At 60.8% G+C, this 15,005-nt stretch carries 14 protein-coding genes; 7 read left to right on the forward strand and 7 right to left on the reverse strand.

Annotation, left to right across the window (positions count from 1 at the left end; genetic code table 11):
- Positions 1–172 precede the first annotated feature (172 nt).
- Positions 173–631, forward strand: a complete 459-nt coding sequence (locus C2846_RS04135; protein ID WP_119700750.1) for an EVE domain-containing protein — start codon at positions 173–175, stop codon at positions 629–631.
- Between the two features lie 57 nt (positions 632–688).
- Positions 689–2,548, forward strand: coding sequence for a diguanylate cyclase (locus C2846_RS04140; RefSeq protein ID WP_165443755.1), 1,860 nt, complete (start codon positions 689–691; stop codon positions 2,546–2,548).
- A 5-nt stretch (positions 2,549–2,553) separates the two neighbouring features.
- Here C2846_RS04140 and ilvA read toward each other — a convergent pair whose 3' ends face one another.
- The gene (gene ilvA, locus C2846_RS04145; RefSeq protein WP_276310920.1) at positions 2,554–4,128 is read right to left on the reverse strand and encodes a threonine ammonia-lyase, biosynthetic; all 1,575 of its coding nucleotides are present in this window, start codon (positions 4,126–4,128) and stop codon (positions 2,554–2,556) included.
- A gap of 58 nt (positions 4,129–4,186) precedes the next feature.
- On the opposite strand from ilvA, the gene rpiA reads away from it, so the two are divergent.
- The gene (rpiA, locus tag C2846_RS04150; RefSeq protein WP_080049427.1) at positions 4,187–4,864 is read left to right on the forward strand and encodes a ribose-5-phosphate isomerase RpiA; all 678 of its coding nucleotides are present in this window, start codon (positions 4,187–4,189) and stop codon (positions 4,862–4,864) included.
- A gap of 20 nt (positions 4,865–4,884) precedes the next feature.
- Here the strand turns inward: rpiA and C2846_RS04155 are convergent, their stop codons facing one another.
- From C2846_RS04155 to C2846_RS04165, 3 genes are all read right to left on the reverse strand, one after another.
- Positions 4,885–5,775: an SdiA-regulated domain-containing protein gene (locus C2846_RS04155; RefSeq protein WP_119700752.1), complete on the reverse strand. Its 891-nt coding sequence runs from the start codon at positions 5,773–5,775 to the stop codon at positions 4,885–4,887.
- A gap of 73 nt (positions 5,776–5,848) precedes the next feature.
- Positions 5,849–6,517, reverse strand: a complete 669-nt coding sequence (locus C2846_RS04160) for a fumarylacetoacetate hydrolase family protein (protein WP_080049425.1) — start codon at positions 6,515–6,517, stop codon at positions 5,849–5,851.
- 223 nt (positions 6,518–6,740) lie between these two features.
- On the reverse strand, positions 6,741–8,132 hold the full coding sequence (locus C2846_RS04165; RefSeq protein WP_119700753.1) for an FAD-binding oxidoreductase: 1,392 nt from the start codon (positions 8,130–8,132) through the stop codon (positions 6,741–6,743).
- A gap of 174 nt (positions 8,133–8,306) precedes the next feature.
- On the opposite strand from C2846_RS04165, the gene serA reads away from it, so the two are divergent.
- From serA to C2846_RS04180, 3 genes are all read left to right on the forward strand, one after another.
- Positions 8,307–9,536 carry a phosphoglycerate dehydrogenase gene (gene serA / locus C2846_RS04170; RefSeq protein WP_080049423.1) on the forward strand — a complete coding sequence of 410 codons (1,230 nt, stop codon included), beginning with the start codon at positions 8,307–8,309 and terminating at the stop codon, positions 9,534–9,536.
- Positions 9,537–9,671: 135 nt separating this feature from the next.
- A complete protein-coding gene (locus C2846_RS04175; RefSeq protein WP_080049422.1) occupies positions 9,672–10,976 on the forward strand; it encodes an ATP-binding protein in 1,305 nt (434 codons plus the stop codon).
- Position 10,977: 1 nt separating this feature from the next.
- Positions 10,978–11,901: a response regulator gene (locus tag C2846_RS04180; protein ID WP_080049421.1), complete on the forward strand. Its 924-nt coding sequence runs from the start codon at positions 10,978–10,980 to the stop codon at positions 11,899–11,901.
- 27 nt (positions 11,902–11,928) lie between these two features.
- On the opposite strand, the gene C2846_RS04185 is transcribed toward C2846_RS04180, so the two are convergent.
- On the reverse strand, positions 11,929–12,417 hold the full coding sequence (locus tag C2846_RS04185; RefSeq protein WP_080049420.1) for a 2-thiouracil desulfurase family protein: 489 nt from the start codon (positions 12,415–12,417) through the stop codon (positions 11,929–11,931).
- A 51-nt stretch (positions 12,418–12,468) separates the two neighbouring features.
- A complete protein-coding gene (locus C2846_RS04190) occupies positions 12,469–13,104 on the reverse strand; it encodes a 2OG-Fe(II) oxygenase (protein ID WP_119700754.1) in 636 nt (211 codons plus the stop codon).
- A gap of 165 nt (positions 13,105–13,269) precedes the next feature.
- Between C2846_RS04190 and C2846_RS04195 the strand changes: the two genes are divergently transcribed.
- Positions 13,270–14,019 (forward strand): DUF2059 domain-containing protein, encoded by a 750-nt coding sequence (locus C2846_RS04195; protein WP_080049418.1) that lies wholly within the window; start codon positions 13,270–13,272, stop codon positions 14,017–14,019.
- 35 nt (positions 14,020–14,054) lie between these two features.
- Here the strand turns inward: C2846_RS04195 and bipL are convergent, their stop codons facing one another.
- Positions 14,055–14,993, reverse strand: a complete 939-nt coding sequence (bipL, locus tag C2846_RS04200) for a phospholipase BipL (RefSeq protein WP_119700755.1) — start codon at positions 14,991–14,993, stop codon at positions 14,055–14,057.
- Positions 14,994–15,005: the final 12 nt, after the last annotated feature.

Genomic DNA, 15,005 nt, shown 5'->3' on the forward strand with positions numbered 1-15,005 from the left:
TTGCCTCCTAATGTAATGCCGGGCAATCTTGTTTTCATTAATGAACTGACTGCGACTCAGATCGCAACTCGACCTCGTCGCGCACCGAGACAAATGCAGTCCGCGTATCAAGTGTGTCGGTTTAGACCATCAATACGATACTGTCAAATCAGAAACCCTAAAAAGGTGAAACATGTCTTACTGGCTGATGAAATCCGAGCCCGACACCTTTTCCATCGACCACCTTGCAGCTCAGCGGTGCGCGACCTGGGATGGCGTGCGCAACTATCAGGCACGCAACTACATCCAGCAAATGCGCCCCGGCGACCTGTTCCTGTTCCACCACTCCAGTTGCCAGCCCCCCGGACTGGCCGGCATAGGCGCCATCGTCAGCGCGCCCTACCCCGACCACAGCGCGCTTGACCCGCAAAGTCCTTACTTCGACCCCAAGGCAAGCAAGGAGCGCCTGCCCTGGCTGGCAATTGACGTAGAATTTCAGGAAAAGTTTCCAGCATTGCTAAATATGCAATCACTACGCCAACTGGCCGGCCTGGAAGAGCTGGCGCTGCTCAAACGCGCCAGCCGCCTATCGGTGATGCCGGTTACCGAGCAGCAGTGGCAAATCATGCTGAGCGCCGCCCGCCAAGCCTGACGCTGGTGTCGCGAAAGGCAATGTGCTATCAGTTAGGCAGCCACCATGAGAGCCGCCATGCTTGCCCATCATGCCGCACAACATCCAGCTATCGCCCGAGCACTGATCGCCGCGCTGCTGCTGTCGTTGCTGGGGGCCAACCTCTGGGCCTGGGTATCACTACTACGCGCCGAACAGATCCAGGCGGTAGCGCGCCTGCAGCTGGAAACCGACGCCCTGGCTCGTCAGATTGAGGCCCGCTTCAGCCACCAGACCAGCAGCCTGCAACGTCTGGCCAGCCGCTGGCCCCTGCATCATAGACAAGGCGACCTGTGGCGCCAGGATGTTGAGCTATTACTGGGTGATTTCGAAAACTTTCAAGCCATTGAGTGGCTGGACGCCGACTATCGGATGCGCTGGATCGAACCGCTGACCGGCAATGAGCAGGTGGTAGGCTTCGCCTACAGCCCGGAACATCCCAACTACCCGCTACTCGAAGACTCTCGCCTGAGCGGCCAGCCCCGACTCAGCAGCAGCTTTACCCTCCAGCAGGGCGGGAAAGGCCTGGCCTATTACATTCCGCTGTATCGCCAGGCAGGCCAACCACATAGTTTCGATGGCTTTCTACTGGGTATTTTCCGCGTCGAGGTACTGATCAGCGACCTGCTCAGCGACCTGCTGCAGACCCACCTGAGCGTCGATTTCAAGGATGGTTCGGGCGTTCTTTTCAGCCATCAGGGCAGCGACCAGCGAATTCCCGACTGGAGCGTCGACAGTTCAGTGCGCCTGGGCGACAACACCGGCTTCAGTCTGACCGCCTACCCCTCACAGCGATTGCTGCGGAGTACCCGCACCTCGCTACCCTTGCTGGTCTTGATCAGCGGCACGCTGGCGAGCCTGAGCCTGTGCTATGCGTTATGGCTGGCATTGATCAATACCCAGCGCTGGGATGCGCTTAGCCGCAGCAACCGGGCCCTGCAGAGCGAAATCGTCCGGCGCCAGAGTATCGAGGAGAGCCTGCAGCATAATCAGGCCCGCCTCAAGCTGATCCTGGACATGACCGACCACAGCCATGATGCCCTGTTCATCATCGGCCTCAACCCCCAGGAACTGGTCTACCTCAACCGCACCTGCTGGCATGCGCTGGGTTATACCGAGGAACAGCTGCGCGCCGTACTGGCCATCGCCCCGGCAGACATCATGCCTGACTTCGAGCAGTGGGCCACCGATCTGCAACGCCTGGTCACCCGCCGCGGCAGCGCCATTTTCCAGCAGCAGGTCCGGCATCGCGAAGGTCACGTGTTGCCGCTGGAAATCAGCGTCCGGCATCTGGCGCGCTACGGCCGCGACTACCTGATCTGCGTCGGCCGCAACAACACAGAACAATTGAAGATAGCGGCCCGGCTCAAGCGCCTGTCGCACCTGGACGGCCTGACCGGCCTCTACAATCGGCGTTATTTCGACCAGACGCTGGCCAGCGAGTGGCGCCGCCTGAGGCGCGAGAACACGCCTCTGGGGCTACTGATGCTGGATGTCGATTACTTCAAGCGTTTCAACGACCAGCTCGGCCATCAGGCCGGCGATGACGCTCTGCGACAGGTCGCCGACGCCCTGCGCAACAGTCTCCAGCGCGAGGGTGACAGCGCCTGCCGGTACGGCGGCGAAGAGTTCGCGGTAATTCTGCCTGGGGCTGACATGACTCAGTGCCTGCGCGTAGCCGAACACTTGCATCAGGCGATCAAACGCCTGGAGATTGCCCATCCGGATAGCCCGGAACAGCACCTGACCATCAGCATCGGCAGCGCCAGCCTGATTCCCGCCGAAGGCTGGGAGCCCAAGGAACTGATCAGTCTGGCTGACGAGGCGCTGTATCAGGCCAAGGCCGAAGGCCGTAATCGCACCTGCCAGGCCCAACTGGCCGACCACGACATTTCCTGAGCCTCTCAACCAAGATAGAGCTTATAGGCCGGATTATCGGTTTCATCCCAGTACTGATAACCAATGCTTTGCAAGGCTTCAGGCACCAGATGGCGTTCGGCCTCAGGCACCTGCAAACCGGCAACCACCCGGCCATAGGCCGCACCGTGGTTGCGGTAATGGAACATTGAAATATTCCAGCGCCCGCCCAGCTTGCTGAGGAAGTTGAACAGCGCACCAGGACGCTCCGGGAACTCGAAACGGAACACCACCTCATCGGTGACATGGGCGGAATGGCCGCCGACCATATGGCGAATATGCAGTTTGGCCAATTCGTTGTCGGTCAGATCCATGACCGGGAAGCCCTGCTCACACAACATAGCCACCAGCGCATCGCGCGGGTCTGACTCCGGATGGGTCTGCACCCCAACGAAGATATGTGCCTCGCTGTTGTCGTGGTAACGGTAGTTAAACTCGGTGATTGAGCGCTTGCCAATGGCTTGGCAAAATGCCTTGAAACTGCCAGGCCGCTCGGGAATGGTCACCGCCAGCAGCGCCTCGCGCTTCTCACCAATTTCGGCGCGCTCGGCGACATGCCGCAGGCGGTCGAAGTTGACATTGGCTCCAGAATCGATAGCAATAAAGACCTGACCTTCGCAGCCCTCACGCTCGACATACTTCTTGATTCCGGCCACGCCCAGACAACCGGCTGGCTCGCAGATCGAGCGGGTATCGTCGTAGATGTCCTTGATTGCCGCACACATCTCGTCAGTAGAAACGGTGATCACCTCATCGACATAGTGGCGGCAAACCTCGAAGGTGTGCTCGCCAATCTGCGCCACCGCCACCCCGTCAGCAAACAGCCCAACCTGGCTCAGCACCACCCGCTCGCCGGCATCCATCGCCGCCTTGAGACAGGCCGCCTCGGTCGGCTCGACGCCAATCACCTTGATCTCCGGGCGCAGGTATTTGACATAGGCGGCGATCCCGGCCACCAGGCCGCCCCCGCCGACCGGAACGAAAATCGCATCCAGCCGCCCCTGATGCTGGCGCAGGATCTCCATGGCCACGGTGCCCTGGCCAGCAATGGTGTCCGGATCGTCGTAGGGATGGATATAGGTAAAGCCCTTGTCCTTGACCAGCTTCTGCGAGTGCGCCAGCGCCTCATCGAAGGCGTCGCCATGCAGTACCACCTTGGCACCCCGGGCACGCACCGCCTTGACCTTGATCTCCGGGGTAGTGCGCGGCATCACGATGGTCGCCTTCACCCCCATGTGCCGGGCGGCGTAGGCCAGCCCCTGGGCATGGTTACCGGCCGATGCCGCGACCACACCCTTGGCCCGCTGCTCATCGGTCAGTTGCGCCAGCTTGTTGTAGGCGCCGCGAATCTTGAAGGAAAACACCGGCTGCAAGTCTTCACGCTTAAGCAATACCGTATTGCCAAGCCGCTCAGACAGAAAAGGTGCGGGATGGATGGGCGTTTCCACCGCCACATCATAGACGCGGGAGCAGAGGATCTTCTTGACGTAGGTTTCCAGCATGGCGTGTTCGGCTTGATCCGGGTTCAAAAACGCCCAGTCTAGGGTCTGTTGCCGTTTCATCGCAACCGCGCCGGCCTTATAATCCGCAACTCGTAAGACTTTGCACAGGTGAACCGAGATGACCCAGGACGAACTCAAGCAGGCGGTAGGCCAGGCGGCCGTGGATATTCTGCTCCCCAACCTGCAGGACAAGAGCGTTATCGGCGTCGGCACCGGCTCCACCGCCAACTGCTTCATTGACGCCCTAGCCAGGCACAAGGGCTTCTTTGACGGCGCCGTCGCCAGCTCCGAGGCCACCGCCCAGCGCCTCAAGGCTCACGGTATCCCCGTCTATGACCTGAACAGCGTTGATAGCCTGGACTACTACGTCGATGGTGCCGATGAAGCCAACCGCCACTTGGAACTGATCAAGGGCGGCGGCGCTGCACTGACCCGCGAGAAAATCGTCGCGGCAGTGGCCAAGACCTTCATTTGCATCGCCGACCAGAGCAAACTGGTCGACACCCTGGGCGCCTTCCCGCTTCCGGTCGAGGTCATCCCAATGGCTCGCAGCCACGTTGCCCGCCAGATCGTCAAACTCGGCGGCGATCCGGTCTACCGTGAAGGCTGCGTGACCGACAACGGCAACGTGATTCTTGACGTTCACAATCTGCTGATCACCGATCCGCGCGGCCTGGAAGAGCAGCTCAACGCGATTGTCGGGGTGGTCTGCAATGGCCTGTTCGCCGCCCGCCCGGCCGACATCCTGCTGCTGGGCACCGCAGACGGCGTACAGACCCTCAAAGCCCCGGCCTGAGCTGGGGTTCGGGTTGCCGCCTAGCGCGGCACGAAGCGGTAAAACAGATTCGGCTCACTGACCAGATAGATGCGCCGCTCGGTATCAATCGCCACGCCTTCGGCCTGCGGTACGGTCGAGGATAGCCCGTGGCGACCGCGGCGCAGCAGCAACAGGCTCAGCGGCTCACCCTCCACATCGTATTCAACCAGCACCCGCGACTCATCACTGAGCAGCAGCAGGTGACCACTGGGCTCGTGCAGACTCACCGAAGACAGATCACTCATGAACAAACGTGGCGAATTGGGTGCCTTGAGCTCGGAGATCTGCACCTCCATCGAGCCCCCTTGCGGCGAATCGACAAAGCCGGTCACCGCCAGTACCCGCAACGGATCGCGCTCCTTGACTACCAGCAAGCGCTGTCCAACATGATCCCAGGACAAGCCTTCAAAGCCCTTGTTGCCGTCACCATCCAGACCGATGGACAGGCTGCCGGCATGCTCAACGCTGATCTGCTCGGCATCGTCGGGAATCTCGACGATCAGCAGCCGCTGGGAGCGCTCCTCGGCCAGCACATAGCGGTTGCCCCCGACATGGGTCAAACCTTCCATATCGCTCACACCCTCGACCCGAACCTGGCGCAGCAGCTGACCCTCCAGGCTCAACTCGACAATCAGCGGCTCGCCGTTCAGCACCGACCATAGCGTGTTGCGCTCGGCGTTGTAGGTCAGCGCCGACAGATCATCGTCGATACCAGCCACCTCCAGCGCCTCGATATCGACCTGATAACGCGCCAGATTCAGCGCCTGCTCGGGCAACGCCTTGCCACTCAGACTCCACGAGTACCACAGCAGGGCGCCCAGTCCGCTGACGTGCAGACTGATGCCGCCGATCAGCAGCACCAGGGCAAGGATAATGGCAAAGGGTTTCATGGCTCGACTCCATAACAGGCCAATAAATGATGGCCGTTGGATGGCAGCCCCCTGGAAAAGTTCAGCTGCAGGTTCAGACTGCCACGACAGCGCGCTGCTCAAGCACACCGGGGATGCTCAGTAGCAACTGGTCGCCGGGGTTGAGTACGCCGACCCCTGCTGGCGTACCGGTGATCACCACATCGCCTGGCTGCAGGGTGAACACTGTAGCGATATGCCGAAGCAAGGCCACGATCGGAGTGATCATCTCGGCACTGCTGCCCTGCTGGCGCAACTGGCCGTTGATCTGCAGCTGCAGGGCAATATTGCCGAGGTCCGGTACCTGTTCGGGGCGCACGAATGGCGATAGCGGGCAGGCGCCGTCGAAAGCCTTGGCCCGCTCCCAGGGGTGAGCCTTGGCCTTGAGCTGGTCCTGCAGCTCACGCAGGGTCAGATCCAGTGCCAGTCCGATGCCGGCAATCGCCGCAAGCGCCTGCTGCTCGCTGACCTCGCCACTCAGGGTCTGGCCGATCAGCAAGGCGATTTCGGTTTCGTAGTGCACCGCACCAAGGCCCTGCGGCAAGCGCAATGGCTGATCCAGGCCGACCACCGCAGTCGCCGGCTTGAGAAACAGCAGCGGCTCGCTCGGCACCGGGTTGTTCAGCTCGCGGGCATGTTCGGCGTAGTTGCGCCCGACACAGACCACCTTGCCCATAGGCAGGTTGGCGAGACTGGCGTCGGAAAAACTGTGTTGGTAAGACATGAAGACTCCACAGCAGAGGTTCGTGGAAACACTGATTGCCCAATGTCCGAGTAGGCGGCATTACCAGCCACCGGTTCCGGACACGCTGTGAATACGTCCCTGTACGCTCGGCGATACCCATCCCTGGGTATCGACGGTCCGGAACCGGTGACTGGCAACACCGCTGCTAGCTTCGTACAGCCATCGGCATGACAGCCTCGGACATGCCGAGGAAGTTCACCAATCAGGCAAAAATCTTGCCCGGATTCATAATACCGTTGGGGTCGAATACTGCCTTGATCGACTTCATCAGCGCGATCTCGGCCGGGCTGCGACTATAGTGCAGGTAGTCGCGCTTGGTCATGCCGACGCCGTGCTCGGCGGAAATTGAGCCGTTGTACTTCTGCACGATCTCGAACACCCACTTGTTCACCGTCGCGCACTTGGCGAAGAACTCATCCTTGCTCATTGACTCCGGCTTGAGAATGTTCAGGTGCAGGTTGCCATCACCGATATGGCCGAACCAGACAATCTCGAAGTCCGGGTAATGCTCGCCGACGATGGCGTCGATATCGTGCAGGAACGCAGGCACTTTGCCGATGGTGACCGAAATATCGTTCTTGTACGGAGTCCAGTGCGAGATCGTCTCGGAGATGAACTCACGCAGTTTCCACAGGTTCTGCAACTGTTGCTCGCTCTGGCTCATGACCCCGTCCAGCACCCAGCCCTGCTCGACACAATGCTCGAAGATCTCCAGCGCCTGATTGGCGATATCCTCGTTCAGCGCCTCGAACTCCAGCAGCGCATAGAACGGGCAGTCGGTCTCGAACGGCGCCGGCACATCACCACGGCCCATGATCTTGGCCATCGCCTTGTCGGAGAAAAACTCGAAGGCGGTCAGATCCAGCTTGCCCTGGAAGGCATGCAACACCGGCATGATCGAATCGAAATCCGGGGTACCCAGCACCATCGCGGTAAGGTTCTTCGGCGCCCGCTCCAGACGCATGGTCGCCTCGACCACAAACCCCAGCGTGCCTTCAGCGCCGATGAACAACTGGCGCAGGTCATAGCCGGTGGCGTTCTTGATCAGATCCTTGTTCAGCTCTAGCAACTCGCCGGTACCGGTCACCACTTTCAGCCCGGCTACCCAGTTGCGGGTCATGCCATAGCGAATGACCTTGATCCCGCCAGCATTGGTGCCGATGTTGCCACCAATATTACTGGAGCCGGCCGAGGCGAAATCGACCGGATAGTACAACCCCTGATCCTCGGCGAACTGCTGCAACTGGGCAGTGACCACGCCTGGCTGACAGACCACGGTACGGTCGAACTCGTTGAACCCAATGATCTTGTTCATGTAATCGAACGACACCACGATCTCGCCATTGGCCGCCACCGCCGCCGCCGACAGCCCGGTCCGACCGCCTGAAGGGACCAGCGCCAGCTTGTGCTCATTGGCAAAACGCACAACGGCCTGAACCTGCTCGATGGTCTTGGGGAACACGATGGCCAGCGGCGCTGGCTCGAAGTGTTTGGTCCAGTCCTTGCCCCAGGCGTCAAGCGACTCGGCGTCGGTACGTACCTTGTCCGGTTCCACCAGGGTCTTCAGGGTGTCGATAATGGCTTGCGGGGTCATCAGCGGCCTCAAACGGAATTCATGCAGCGTCTGAACACAATTCATGTGCAGACAGGCATCAAAAAAGGGAGATTATGCTAGCATACGCGGCTTCCGAAACAGGACACTTCTGTCGGCGAAATGCCGCGTTTGTTCTCTCGGCTTCACTAATCAGCATCGCGGGTAACTGAGACCATGGCTAAAACCTCGCTGGACAAAAGCAAAATCAAGTTTCTGCTCCTCGAGGGCGTACACCAGACTGCCGTCGATACTCTGAAGGCAGCCGGTTACACCAATATCGAGTACCACACCAGTTCGCTGCCGGACGAGCAACTCAAGGAAGCCATTGCCGACGCCCATTTCATCGGCATCCGTTCGCGCACCCAACTGACTGAAGATATCTTCGCCCACGCCCACAAGCTGGTGGCCGTTGGCTGCTTCTGCATCGGTACCAACCAGGTTGACCTGACTGCAGCCATGGTACGCGGTATTGCAGTGTTCAATGCGCCCTACTCCAACACCCGCTCGGTGGCAGAACTGGTGCTGGCCGAAGCCATTCTGCTGCTGCGCGGCATTCCCGAGAAAAACGCCTCCTGCCACCGTGGCGGCTGGATCAAGAGCGCCAATGGCTCGTTCGAAATCCGTGGCAAGAAGCTTGGCATTATCGGTTACGGCTCGATCGGCACCCAGCTGTCAGTACTGGCCGAAGGCCTGGGCATGCAGGTGCTGTTCTATGACGTTGTAACCAAGCTGCCGCTGGGTAACGCCAGTCAGGTTGGCTCGCTGACTGAGCTGCTGAACCAGGCCGACATCGTCTCGCTGCACGTGCCGGAAACCGCCGCCACCAAGTGGATGATCGGCGAAAAGGAAATCCGCGCTATGAAAAAGGGCGGCATTCTGATCAACGCTGCCCGCGGCACCGTGGTCGATATCGACGCTCTGGCTGGCGCCCTGAAGGACAAGCACCTGGCTGGCGCGGCGATCGATGTATTCCCAGTCGAGCCGCGCTCCAACGATGACGAGTTCATCAGCCCGCTGCGTGAGTTCGACAACTGCATTCTGACCCCGCACATTGGTGGCTCGACCATGGAGGCCCAGGCCAACATCGGCCTGGAAGTGGCGGAAAAGCTGGTGCGCTATAGCGACAACGGCACCTCGATCACTTCGGTCAACTTCCCTGAAGTCGCGCTGCCGTCGCACCCGGGCAAACACCGCCTGCTGCACATTCACCAGAACGTGCCGGGCGTGATGAGCGAGATCAACCAGGTGTTCGCCGAAAACGGCATCAACATCTGTGGTCAGTTCCTGCAGACCAACGAGAAGGTCGGCTACGTTGTGATCGACGTCGACGCCGAATACTCCGATCTGGCCCAGGAGAAGCTGCAGCACGTCAAAGGCACCATCCGCTGCCGCGTCCTGTTCTGATCCCGCCGCGCGCCAGCGCGCACCGGCCTTGAGCAACGCCGCCACACCTTCGGGGGTCTGGCGGCGTTTTGCTGTCATCTATTGGAAACCTGGCGCTGATTAAATGACTGCACTGATCATTGCCAAGCGTCAACCATGCCCAGCCAAACCACCCTTGCCGGCCTGCGCAAGGCGGTCGAACCGCTCAGCGCCAGCCTGACTATCAATGATGTCGCCGATCGCCTGCTCGAATCCGGCTACAAGGGCTTTCTATCGCTACCGGTGGTCGATGAGCGCAATCGACCGCTGGGCCTTGTCAGTCGCTACCGGCTGCAGGACATTTTCATGCAACGCTTTGGCCGTGACCTTTGGGGCCGGCATTCAATCCTTGAGGCGACCAATCGGCAGTCACTGATCGTGGACCTGGATACGCCGCTGGACCAGGCGGCACGGATTATTACCGGCCAATTGCAATATCCGATCACGGAAGACTTCATCCTGACCGACGCGCACGGGCGCTATGCCGGCCTTGGCACGGTAATGGACCTGCTACGCGCCATGGAGGTCCGTATCGGCCAGCGCAACCAGGCACTGCGCCGGGCACTGAAGCAGCTCAAGGAGTCCCAAAGTCATCTGGTGCAGTCAGAAAAGATGGCTTCGCTGGGGCAGATGGTCGCCGGGGTCGCCCACGAACTGAACACCCCGCTAGGCTACGTCAAAAACAATGTGCAGCTGCTCGCCAGCCTGGTACAGCCGGTTCTGGAGCTGGCCCAGGCCCAGGCCCAACTGATGCAGGCTCTGGATGCCCCTCAGCGTAACGAGGCGGAACTGGCGCAACTGTTCGAGCAGACCCGCCAGGCCGCCGAACTGGCCGCCCCCGAACAATTGGCCGACGATCTGAACCCTCTGTTGGAAGACACCCTTTTCGGACTTGCTCAGATCGCCGAGCTGGCGGTCAGCCTCAAGGACTTCGCTCGCCTGGACCGGGCCATGAGTGAAGCCGTCGATATCAACGACTGCGTACGCAGCGCCCTGCTGATTGCTCGCAATGCAATCAAGGACAAGGCTGAGGTCATCACCCGGCTCGGCGAACTGCCCCCGATCACCTGCACTCCCTCGCAGATCAACCAGGTCTTGCTAAACCTGCTCACCAATGCAGCACAGGCCATGGACCACCCTGGACAGATCCTGATTCGCAGCTGGACCGAACACGACCGGGTCTACCTGTCAATTCAGGACAACGGCAAGGGCATCCCCAAAGAGCTGCAAAACCGCATTTTCGACCCATTCTTCACCACCAAGAGTGTTGGCCAAGGTACCGGTCTGGGGCTGTCGATCAGCTATCAGATCATTCGTGACCATGCCGGCCAGATCCGCTTTGTGTCCGAGCCGGGGCGTGGCACCCGGTTCGTCATCAGCCTACCCCTGACCCAGCCACAGGTCCTGCAACGGAGTGCCTGAGATGACCGAACCGATCCGGATCCTGTTCGTCGACGATGAGGAACGCATCCTGCGCAGCCTGGCCCTGCAATTTCGCCGCCAGTTCGAGGTGATCACCGAATCCAACCCGGTGCGGGTCCTGCAACGACTGCAGCATGAGCCGGTGGACATCATCGTCAGCGACCAGCGCATGCCGCAAATGAGCGGCAGCCAACTGCTGGCTCAAGTGCAGGAACGCCATCCCCAGACCCTGCGCATCCTGCTGACCGGCTATTCGGATCTGCAAGCGGCAGTCGAAGCGCTCAACAGCGGCGGCATCTTTCGCTACCTGACCAAACCCTGGGATCCACAGGGTATGGCTGAAACCCTGCAACAAGCCGCACAACTGATCCATGAACGCCGCGCCAGCGCCTTTCTGGATGAACAACGCAGCAATGTGCCGAACACTCGCCAACCAGCCCTGTTGCTGCTTGATACCGACCCCCAGACTCAGAGCCAGACCGTCGAACTGTGCCAGGCCTGTGGTATCCAGTTGCATCAGGCCCACAGCCTGAGCGAGGCACTGCAAACACTCAATGACCAGCCGCTGGACATTCTGGTCAGTGACATTCAGCTTGACGGCGAAGACCTGCGGCCGCTGCTGATGAGTCTGGCCCAGGCTCATCCCCGGCTATTGAGCATCATCGTCACGCCATTCCAGGACACCCAGGTACTGCTCAAGCTGATAAATCAGGCGCAGATCTTCCGTTATCTGCCCAAGCCACTGCGGCGCGGGATGTTCGAGCGCGCCATCCGCACGGCAGCGGATCAGGCCAGAAGCTGGCAACGACAGCCGCTACGGGCGCTGGACCGGGCTGCGGAAACGCCCAAGCTGGCTGAGGAACAAAGTCGAGTAGGCAGCCTGCTGAGCCGTCTGAGCAAACTGCGCCAGCGCCTGAGCGCCTGAGCGCCTGAGCGCCTGAGCGCCTGCACCTCAATCGTCGGCTTGCTGCAGCAGCGCCGCCAGAGCCTCGAGCTGATCTTCGTTGAATACCCGAACCCCGGCCTGGCGCAGAGCTGCGGCGGTTACCCCTTCGCCCTTGACCTTGCGTCCGGAAAAGCTGCCGTCATAGTTTTCATGATTGCCGCAGGATGGGCTGCGGGCCTTGAGCACCGCATAGCGGATACCCTCGGCCGCGACCAGTTGCAGCGCAAGCCCGGCACCGCGCACGAATGCCGCGGTAACATCGCTGCCATCGATGGTGCGCACCGGGACCCTTCCGGCCAGAACCTCAGCGCCCTGGCCGCCGGGAATCTCCGCCGCTGGCCGCGGCGTCGGCAAACCGCCTGCCACTTCCGGACACAAGGCCACTACCCGCCCTTCGGCCTGCCAGCGCTGCAACCAGCCAAATGGGCCATGGGCCCCACCGTCATAGCGCACTGGATGACCCAGCAGGCAACGACTGACCAGAATCTTTTCCATGCTTACCCCAGTGCAATACTCCCTGCCTGACAGCCTATGCCAAACAGCTTTCTAGCGTAACAGCGGATTATCCGGCCGGCGGCGGAACCAGCCGGTCAGGCTGGCCCGCTCACGCTTGGCCGGCAAGACCTCGTGCAGAATACGATCACTGAGAAACACCACGACAGTGCCGGCACGCGGCGCCACGTCCCGCGCACCTTCATCCAGATGCAGGCGCAGCTCGCCGCCGTCGCCCGGCTGCCAGTTACGATTCAGGTAGGTCACTACCGAGACACTGCGCAGCGGACTGTCCTGAAACCGGTCCAGATGCTTGCGGTAGCCGGCGCCCGGCGGGTATAGCGCGAAGTGGGTTTCGAAGGTATCCAGACCAAGAAACAGACTGCGGTTGAGTACTGCACGCAGGCTGCCCATCAACCCGAGAAAGTCCTCACTGGCCGGATGCGGCGGACAATCGTCAAGCCAGCGCGTGTAGTCGCCACGAATTTCCGGCACCACCTGCCCCTCGGCACCACGCCCGATGGCGGCGGGACTGAGATCATCGCTGCGCCATAGCTGGCGGCACAATTGCTCCAGGCTGGCGGTCAGTTCCACCGGCAACAGTTGCTCCTGCACCGACCAGCCGCGCACGGCCAGGTCTTCAGCCACAGCAGTAAAACCGTCAGTCAGAACGGCGGGGAACTCGGACATGATCCATACACTCAAACAGGAACCTGCGGTACAGACCAGGGGGGCAGGTCTGCGGTACGACCCAGAACGGGCCGAAAGCATTGTACTCGCTTGCCCACACTCGACAAAAGGCCCGTCACCCCTGACACTCGCCGCCCGACCAACGACCGGAGACTACCCATTATCATGCACTCGCGCCTGTTCCACCGTTTTTGCGCCCCACTCCTGAGCAGCGCCCTGCTGCTGGTCAGCCTGAACCTGCAGGCCAACACTGCCGAACTGTATCAGGTCTCCGGCATGCACCAGCATCAGGAGCACTTTCAACAGGCCCTGCAAAAGGCTCAGCAGCGCTATGCCAACCAGTTGCCTGCCAACGTCTACCAGACCCTGGTCCGGCAAAGCAATCAGCGTTTCGAACCGAACGCCATGCATGATCGCGCCCAAGGTCGCCTAGCGGTCAGCCTGGACCCCAATACCCACCAGCAGGCCCTGGGCTTCTACCAGAGCACCCTGGGACGCAAGGTTGTACAACTGGAAACCAGCGCTACAGCACCAACCAATGTCGCAGCGATGCAAGCCGGCCTGCCACCGCAAACTCTGAGCCCCGAGCGCCAGGCGCTGCTTGGCCGGCTGGGTAACAGCCTGCCAGCACTGGACCTGGGAGTGGAAGTATCAATGGCACTGGCAAACCTGGCGACCCAGAGCGCCAATGACTTTCTCGGCGGCCTGATGCAGATCCCCGACGGGCTGGTCAACAGTCGCCGCGAGAATCTGCGCAGCCAGATGCAACCCAATCTCGGCGAAACTCTGGCCTACGTCTACCGTGATCTGAGTGATGCCGAACTGGGGCAATACGCCAGTTGGAGCGAATCAAATGCCGGCCGTCAGTTCTATCGGGCCGTAGAAGCGGCTGTACGTGATGCACTGAACCCCTGAGCAACCCTGGCCAGCCCGGCTGACTGGGCAACTTGTCAGGGCGTCAGCCCTAGCTTCTGTTCCAGCCAGCCCAGGTACTGCTTGCGATAGGATTCACGCTCATTGGCAAGATGGTGGCGCGCCTTGGGCAGATAGAACAGCTCCGGGGTACGGAACTTGCTCTCCAGGACCCGAATATTGTGTTGCCAGTCGACCGTGCCATCAGCCTGACCCTGAACGATCAACGGCGAATGCTCGGTCGGCAGCGCAGTCTCGATACGCGGGATCCACTTCTCCAGCGCCTGCACCCAGGCCACCGGCAGCACCAGCGGCTGCAGCGGATCGTTCTCGCGAATGAAGGTAAGAAAGTCCTGATCGTTGGAGTTTTCGGTGAATTTGCGCCCAAGACGCTGCACAAAGCCGCCAAACAGCCGCAACCCCATCTGCGACACCACCCACTGACGCGGGCGTACTAGCGGCGCCATAAGCACCGACTGCCCCAATTGTTCCGGTAAAGGGCCATGCAACAACCGATCAATCAGGATCGCCCCACCGGTACTCTGCCCAAGCAAGTGCCAGGGCGCCGGCAACTGCCACAGCGCCGCCTGTTCCAGCAGAGCATCCAGGGCCCGCTGGTAGCTTAGGAAGCAGTCGATACTGGCCCGCTCGCCACTGGACAGCCCGTGGCCGGGCAGATCCAGCGCCAGCACCGCCAGGTCATGTCGCAGGGCCCAACGGATCAGGTGCTTGTACAACCCCATGTGGTCATAATAACCATGCAGGATCAACAGGCTGCCGCGTGGCTTGCTCGGCTTCCAGACCTGCATGGCCAGATCGAAGCCATCGATCCGTACCAGCCCCAGGTGCTGACTGGCCACCGGAGTGAAATCAATGCCGTAGTAACCGGCATAGCGCAGCGCCGTCTCGTCAAGCGGACGGGCCGGTTCGAAGTCCGGTAACTGGGTGACCAGGCGGTCAATGAATTCGTTATTCATGCATCTCCAAAC

The sequence above is a fragment of the Pseudomonas jilinensis genome (genome assembly GCF_003586265.1).
GTDB classification, from domain to species: domain Bacteria; phylum Pseudomonadota; class Gammaproteobacteria; order Pseudomonadales; family Pseudomonadaceae; genus Halopseudomonas; species Halopseudomonas phragmitis.

What these genes read in the sequence shown, in the direction of transcription:
- C2846_RS04135 (WP_119700750.1), top strand. Translation starts at nt 173, where the DNA reads ATGTCTTACTGGCTGATGAAATCCGAGCCCGACACCTTTTCCATCGAC.
- C2846_RS04140 (WP_165443755.1), top strand. Translation starts at nt 689, where the DNA reads ATGCTTGCCCATCATGCCGCACAACATCCAGCTATCGCCCGAGCACTG.
- ilvA (WP_276310920.1), bottom strand. Translation starts at nt 4,128, where the DNA reads ATGAAACGGCAACAGACCCTAGACTGGGCGTTTTTGAACCCGGATCAA.
- rpiA (WP_080049427.1), top strand. Translation starts at nt 4,187, where the DNA reads ATGACCCAGGACGAACTCAAGCAGGCGGTAGGCCAGGCGGCCGTGGAT.
- C2846_RS04155 (WP_119700752.1), bottom strand. Translation starts at nt 5,775, where the DNA reads ATGAAACCCTTTGCCATTATCCTTGCCCTGGTGCTGCTGATCGGCGGC.
- C2846_RS04160 (WP_080049425.1), bottom strand. Translation starts at nt 6,517, where the DNA reads ATGTCTTACCAACACAGTTTTTCCGACGCCAGTCTCGCCAACCTGCCT.
- C2846_RS04165 (WP_119700753.1), bottom strand. Translation starts at nt 8,132, where the DNA reads ATGACCCCGCAAGCCATTATCGACACCCTGAAGACCCTGGTGGAACCG.
- serA (WP_080049423.1), top strand. Translation starts at nt 8,307, where the DNA reads ATGGCTAAAACCTCGCTGGACAAAAGCAAAATCAAGTTTCTGCTCCTC.
- C2846_RS04175 (WP_080049422.1), top strand. Translation starts at nt 9,672, where the DNA reads ATGCCCAGCCAAACCACCCTTGCCGGCCTGCGCAAGGCGGTCGAACCG.
- C2846_RS04180 (WP_080049421.1), top strand. Translation starts at nt 10,978, where the DNA reads ATGACCGAACCGATCCGGATCCTGTTCGTCGACGATGAGGAACGCATC.
- C2846_RS04185 (WP_080049420.1), bottom strand. Translation starts at nt 12,417, where the DNA reads ATGGAAAAGATTCTGGTCAGTCGTTGCCTGCTGGGTCATCCAGTGCGC.
- C2846_RS04190 (WP_119700754.1), bottom strand. Translation starts at nt 13,104, where the DNA reads ATGTCCGAGTTCCCCGCCGTTCTGACTGACGGTTTTACTGCTGTGGCT.
- C2846_RS04195 (WP_080049418.1), top strand. Translation starts at nt 13,270, where the DNA reads ATGCACTCGCGCCTGTTCCACCGTTTTTGCGCCCCACTCCTGAGCAGC.
- bipL (WP_119700755.1), bottom strand. Translation starts at nt 14,993, where the DNA reads ATGAATAACGAATTCATTGACCGCCTGGTCACCCAGTTACCGGACTTC.